The 5,707-nt window shown below is 67.5% G+C and carries 6 protein-coding genes and 1 pseudogene; 5 read left to right on the forward strand and 2 right to left on the reverse strand.

The features are described from left to right. From ACK59X_RS18900 to ACK59X_RS18915, 4 genes are all read left to right on the forward strand, one after another. A partial coding sequence (locus ACK59X_RS18900) for an ATP-binding protein (protein WP_409959700.1) occupies positions 1–2,079 on the forward strand: 2,079 nt, incomplete at its 5' end. Next, the gene (locus ACK59X_RS18905) at positions 2,076–2,789 is read left to right on the forward strand and encodes a methyl-accepting chemotaxis protein (protein WP_409959702.1); all 714 of its coding nucleotides are present in this window, start codon (positions 2,076–2,078) and stop codon (positions 2,787–2,789) included. The genes ACK59X_RS18900 and ACK59X_RS18905, both read left to right, overlap by 4 nt. A 10-nt stretch (positions 2,790–2,799) precedes the next feature. Further along, entirely contained in the window at positions 2,800–3,348 is a 549-nt protein-coding gene (locus tag ACK59X_RS18910; protein WP_409959704.1) for a hypothetical protein, read from the forward strand. Positions 3,349–3,371: 23 nt separating this feature from the next. After that, positions 3,372–3,740: a response regulator gene (locus tag ACK59X_RS18915; protein WP_409959706.1), complete on the forward strand. Its 369-nt coding sequence runs from the start codon at positions 3,372–3,374 to the stop codon at positions 3,738–3,740. A gap of 6 nt (positions 3,741–3,746) precedes the next feature. Here the strand turns inward: ACK59X_RS18915 and dtd are convergent, their stop codons facing one another. After that, entirely contained in the window at positions 3,747–4,205 is a 459-nt protein-coding gene (gene dtd / locus ACK59X_RS18920) for a D-aminoacyl-tRNA deacylase (protein WP_409959708.1), read from the reverse strand. After that, a complete protein-coding gene (locus ACK59X_RS18925) occupies positions 4,202–5,146 on the reverse strand; it encodes a cation diffusion facilitator family transporter (RefSeq protein ID WP_409959710.1) in 945 nt (314 codons plus the stop codon). Before ACK59X_RS18925 ends, dtd begins: the two co-directional genes overlap by 4 nt. Positions 5,147–5,192: 46 nt before the next feature. On the opposite strand from ACK59X_RS18925, the pseudogene ACK59X_RS18930 reads away from it, so the two are divergent. Beyond that, positions 5,193–5,707, forward strand: a pseudogene (locus ACK59X_RS18930) (two-component sensor histidine kinase); the annotation flags it as partial.

The following is a 5,707-nucleotide window of genomic DNA, read 5'->3' on the forward strand; positions in this document are numbered from 1 at the left end:
ATGCGCCAGGCCGACAGCGACGCCCAGCGCGGCCTGATCAAGGAAGCCGAGATGAGCCTGGAAAACTATTTCCAGGCCATCGACGACACGGCCAAGTTCAAGCTCGCTGGCCAGCAGGAAGCCGCCGAGGCCACCATGGCCGCCACCGTGGACCAGTACCTGCGCGAGCAGGGCCAGATGATCGAGGCCGTGCAGGTGGAAAAGCGCCGCGGCAAGGACGAGGCCATTGCGGCCCTGAACGCCAACCTGATGCAGACCACGACGACGCTGACCGCGATCACCATCGTGGCGGTTCTGGTGATGGTGGGCATCGGCTTCATCCTGTACCGCCAGATCGTCAAGCCCATCGGAGAGATGGAGCACAAGATGACCGAGATCGCCACCAGCCAGGATTTCTCGCACCGGGTGCCCGTGGCGCGCATGGATGAAATCGGCCGCTCGCTCACGGCCTTCAACCTCATGGTGGAGAAGATCCAGGAGAGCACCGAGCTGGTGCGCCGCAAGACGGCCGACATCCAGGTCATGCTGCACACCATTCCCCAGGGCATCATGACGCTGCAGGCCGGCGGCACGATCCACCCCGAGTACTCGGACCACCTGGCCAGCATTGTCGGGACCCGCGACATCGCCGGTCGCAGCGTGGGCGACGTGCTGCTCAACCACACCGATCTGGGGGCCGACGCCATGTCCCAGGCCACCACCGACATCGACGCCTGCATCGGCGAAGACGAAATGAACTTCGAGTTCAACGCCCACCTGCTGCCCGGCGAGGTGAGCGCACGCTTTGCCGACGGCAAAGCCAAGGTGCTGGACCTCACCTGGTCGCCCATCGCCTCGGCCGATGGCACCATCGAGCGCCTGATGCTGTGCGTGCGTGACGTGACCGAGCTGCGCGAGCTGGCCCGCGCCGCCCAGGCGCAGAAGCAGGAGCTGGCGATGATCGGCGAGGTGCTGGCCGTGCAGCAGGAAAAATTCCACGACTTCGTGGACGGCTCGGCCTCCTTCGTGCTGCACAACCAGCGCCTGCTGGACGGCGCAGCCACCGACGCTGCGGCCCGCGCAGCGGCCGTGGCCGAGTTGTTCCGCAACATGCACACCATCAAGGGCAACGCCCGCACCTATGGCCTGCTGCAGCTGGCCGACGCGGCGCATGCGGCCGAGCAGCGCTACGACGCCCTGCGCCAGGACCTCTCCGGCTGGGACCACGCGGCCCTGCAGATCGAGCTTGAGGCCGTGCGCCAGTCGCTGGACGCCTACGTGCAGATCAACGATACCAAGCTGGGCCGCAAGGGCCCAGGACGCCGCGGCAGCGTGGAGAAGTACCTGATGGTGCCGCGCGAGCGCATCGACGAGCTGCTGCACGCGGCGGACCATGCCATCCACAGCGGCAATGCCCATGCCACGCGGGCCATGCTGGAGCAGGTGCAGCATGCCCTGCAGCTGCTGGGCACCAGCACCCTGCACGACATGCTCGACACGGTGGTGGCTTCGCTGCCCGATCTGGCGCGGGAACTGGGCAAGGAGGCGCCCCAGGTTGCCATTGAAGACGGCGGCATGGCGCTGCGCACCCAGATGGCCGACGTGCTGCGCAATACCTTCATGCACCTGCTGCGCAATTCGCTCGACCACGGCATCGAGGCCCCCCAGGAGCGCACCGCGCAGGGCAAAGCCGCGCAGGGCCGCATCGAGATCGCCATGCAGCGTGCCGGCGAGAAGATCACGCTGCGGCTGTCCGACGACGGACGCGGCCTGAACCTGGTGCGCATTCGCGACAAGGCGGTGGAATCGGGCCTGGTCGCGGCGGACAGCCGCCTGACTCCGACCGAGACCGCGCAGCTCATCTTCGCACCAGGGTTCTCCACGGCCAGCGAGGTCACGGCGATCTCGGGACGTGGCGTCGGCATGGACGCGGTGAAGGCCTTCATCGAATCCGCGGGCGGCAGCATCGCGCTGGAGCTTCAGGATTCTGCGGCCAAGCCCGCAGGCCACGCACCATTTCAGACGGTGATCCACCTGCCCGCGCAGTACGCAGTGGCGCGCCATGCCCAGCCAGCGCGCCAGGAGGAAGCAGTGCAATGATGGAAGTATTGATGTTCCTGTGCGGCGCCGCCCTGGGCGCCGGGGCCGCCTGGTGGCTGTTGCAGCGCAGGCAGCGCCGGGCCGCCATGCAGACCGAGGAAGCGGGCAAGAACGTGCACTGGGAGATGGAGGACGAGAACGCGCGGCTCCACGCGATGGTGGAGCAGCTCAGCGCTTCGCTGCGCCAGACCGAAGCCAGCATGCAGGAGGCCATCGGCCAGTGGGAAGAGGAGCAGCGCGCGATCGAGCACAGCGCCGGCCAGCAGGCGCAGGCCGTGGTGCAGGGCGCCATGGGCCACAGCCAGACGCTGGCCAAGGCCCTGGCCGAACTGCAGGGCATCAGCAAGACCTTCGAGCGCTGGCATGCCGACATGAGCAAGCTGGTGGCGCACAACAAGGACATGCACGAGAAGAACGACGAGTTCGCCCGCATCGTGCGCCAGATGGTGATCGTGGCGCTGAACGCCTCCATCGAGGCGGCGCGCGCGGGCGGTGCCGGCCGCGGCTTTGCCGTGGTGGCCAACGAGATGCGCACCTTGTCGGTCAACGCCGAGGCCCTGTCCAAGCACTACCGCGACAACCTGTACAAGAACGACCTGATAGCCACCACCACCTTCCAGGACATGCAGGCCGGCGGCAAGATGATCATCAACGCGTCGATGGGCCTGGAGCTGACCAACCGCAAGATCCAGGCGGCACTGTGCGCCTGAACCCGACCCCATGACCGTGAGCCAACGCGCCAGGGACAGCCTGGACCGCATGATGATGGAAGGCCTGCGCCAGAGCATGGGGCAGCACCAGCCAGAGATCCGCACCGTGCCGGCGGTTGCGCAGGGTTCGCTGACGCACATGGCGGTGCTGTCGATCGCCTCCTATTCGTTTCGCATCATCACGGCGCTGCACTTCGCCCCCGATGCGCGCACGCGGGAATGGATTGCAGGCGTGACCGGTCAGAACGAGAGCGACCTGGGCCAGCAGCAGTTCATTGACGCCATCTGCGAGATCGGCAACATGTGCTGCGGCGCCATGAACCGCGAGCTCGGTGCCTTCTACGACTGCCTGGGCCTGTCCACCCCCCAGATCCTGGACATCCGCAGCCTGCCCCACATGGCCCAGATCGGCACCGACCATCTGCAGCACTTCGAGATCGACATGCCCGATGGCATGCCCCTGTACGCAACGCTGTGTGCCCGCGCCTATACCCCCATGGACTTCCACTGGAAAGCGCCCGAGGTGCAGGAGGTCGCGGGCGAACTGGAATTCTTCTGACCTCTTTTTTGCAAGGAAAACCCATGGCCAACATCCTCGTCGTCGACGACTCCAGCACCGTGCGCAACGAAGTCGGCGGCTTCCTGGGCAAGAACGGCTTTGACATCGCTTTCGCGGTGGACGGCCGCGACGGCCTGACCAAGCTGCAGCAGGATTCGCGCATCAAACTCGTGGTCTGCGACGTGAACATGCCCAACATGGACGGCCTGACCATGGCCGAGAAGGTGCGCAGCGAGCTCAAGAACAGCGGTGTCAACATCGTGATGCTGACCACGGAGAACTCGCCCGCGATGAAGGAACGCGGCAAGGCCGCCGGCATCCGCGGCTGGATCGTCAAGCCGTTCAACGGCCCGGCCGTGCTGGGCTCGTTCCAGAAACTGGTGGGAGCCTGATCACGCCTACTGCGCGGGCGCCGCTGGCGCAATGCGCAGCGGTATGGTGATCGGCCCGTCGTTGACAAGGTGCACCTGCATCTCTGTCGCGAAACGGCCCGTGGCCACCACGGGATGCAGGGCACGTGCCTGCTGCACCACGTAGTCGAACAGGCGCCGGCCCTCGTCCGGGGCAGCCGCCTGGGTGAAGCTCGGGCGGTTGCCACCCGTGGTATCGGCGGCCAGCGTGACCTGGCTCACCAGCAGCAGGCCGCCGGCCACGTCCTGCAGGCTGCGGTTCATCTTGCCGGCGTCGTCGCCGAAGATGCGCAGCTTGAGCAGCTTGGCCAGCAACTTGTCGGCCTCTGCCTCGGTATCGCCGCGCTCGGCACATACCAGCACCAGAAGGCCTTGGCCGATGGCGCCCACGGTCTGGCCTTCCACGTCCACGCGCGCCTCGCGCACGCGCTGAATCACACTGATCACTTCGTCACATCCTCGGGTTCGGATTCATGGAAAAGGGCCTCCACGTCGTTGGGCAGCAGCTCGATGGTGGCGCGCAGACCGGGCACGGCCGCCACCAGCGCCCGCTCCACCTGGCCGCGCAGCCGGGCGGCCTGGGCCAGGGTCCAGTTGCCAGGCACGTGCAGGTGCAGGCCGGCGAACTGGCGCTGGCCGGCGCGCCGCGTGGAAACATGGTCGAAGCGCACCGCCCCCGGCGCCTGGGCCTGGGCGAAGCGCTGCAGCGTGGCTTCGATGGCGGCCTGCACCTCGGGCTCGGCCGCCTCGTCCATCAGGCCCTGCGATGAGCGCCAGACCAGCGACACACCCTCCTTGAAGATATTGAGCGCCACGGCGATGGCTGCCATGGCATCGAGCCAGAGCCAGCCCGTGAGCGTGGCCCCCACAATACCCACGAGCACGCCGGCCGAGGTCCAGACGTCGGTGAAGAGATGGCGCGCATCGGCCTCCAGCGCAATCGACTGGTGCACGCGCGATGAACGCAGCATGAGCCAGGCCAGCACCCCGTTGAGCACCGAGCTGGCCACCGACAGCACCAGGCCCCAGCCCAGCTGCTCGATGGGCTGGGGGGCAAACAGCCGGTGCCCCGCCGCCCAGAGAATGCCCAGCGAGACCCCGACGATGAGGATGCCCTCGAAGCCCGAGGAGAAATATTCGGCCTTGTGGTGCCCGTAGGGATGGTTCTCGTCCGCAGGCAGTTGGGCGATGGTGACCATGGCGAGGGCGACCACGGCACTGGCCAGGTTGACGAAAGACTCCATGGCGTCCGACAGCAGGCCGACCGAGCCGGTCACGTACCAGGCGGCCATCTTGAGCGCGATGGTGACCAGCGCCACGGCCACCGACGCCCACAGCAGATTGCGGGGCGTGAACCAGGGGTGGAGCGACGGGGCTGCGGTGGGCATGGCTGACAGGATTACACCAGACCGCCAGCGTGCCAGAATCCGCCCCATGACCAAGGCATGGCGTCATCGCCTCGCAGGATTGCTGTTGTGGGCCCTCGTGGCGGCCGCCGGTGCCGGCTGGCTGGCGCATGCGCGCGTAGAACAGCTGCGCGCGGCCTTCGATACGGACGCACGCATCGTGCACCGGCTGCTCAGCCAGCGCGTGGTGCAGCACGATGCCGTGATGGCCACGCTGGCGCTGCTGCAGCCACCAGTGCCCGGTGCCGTTGCCGACACGGTGGCGGCCTCGACCCTGCCGCGCCTGCCCTCGGTCTACCCCCAGATCCTGGCTGTGCTGCAGCGCCCGGCCGGCGCTGCCTGGCCCGCAGCACAAAAGGCCGCGCTCGATGCCGCCGAGGCGTCTTCGCGCCGATCCGGCCGCGCCGAGATGGCCCTGGCCGACCTGGCGGCCGGCCGCTACCACCTGTTACTGGCGGGCACGCCGGCCAGCTATGCTCTGCAGATCGACCTGGCGGCCACCGTGCCCTTGGAGGAATGGCCCATGAACCCGGTGACCAGCCC

Source organism: Acidovorax sp., assembly GCF_046339755.1.
GTDB lineage: Bacteria > Pseudomonadota > Gammaproteobacteria > Burkholderiales > Burkholderiaceae_C > Acidovorax.

What these genes read in the sequence shown, in the direction of transcription:
- ACK59X_RS18910 (WP_409959704.1), top strand. Translation starts at nt 2,800, where the DNA reads ATGACCGTGAGCCAACGCGCCAGGGACAGCCTGGACCGCATGATGATG.
- ACK59X_RS18905 (WP_409959702.1), top strand. Translation starts at nt 2,076, where the DNA reads ATGATGGAAGTATTGATGTTCCTGTGCGGCGCCGCCCTGGGCGCCGGG.
- ACK59X_RS18925 (WP_409959710.1), bottom strand. Translation starts at nt 5,146, where the DNA reads ATGCCCACCGCAGCCCCGTCGCTCCACCCCTGGTTCACGCCCCGCAAT.
- ACK59X_RS18915 (WP_409959706.1), top strand. Translation starts at nt 3,372, where the DNA reads ATGGCCAACATCCTCGTCGTCGACGACTCCAGCACCGTGCGCAACGAA.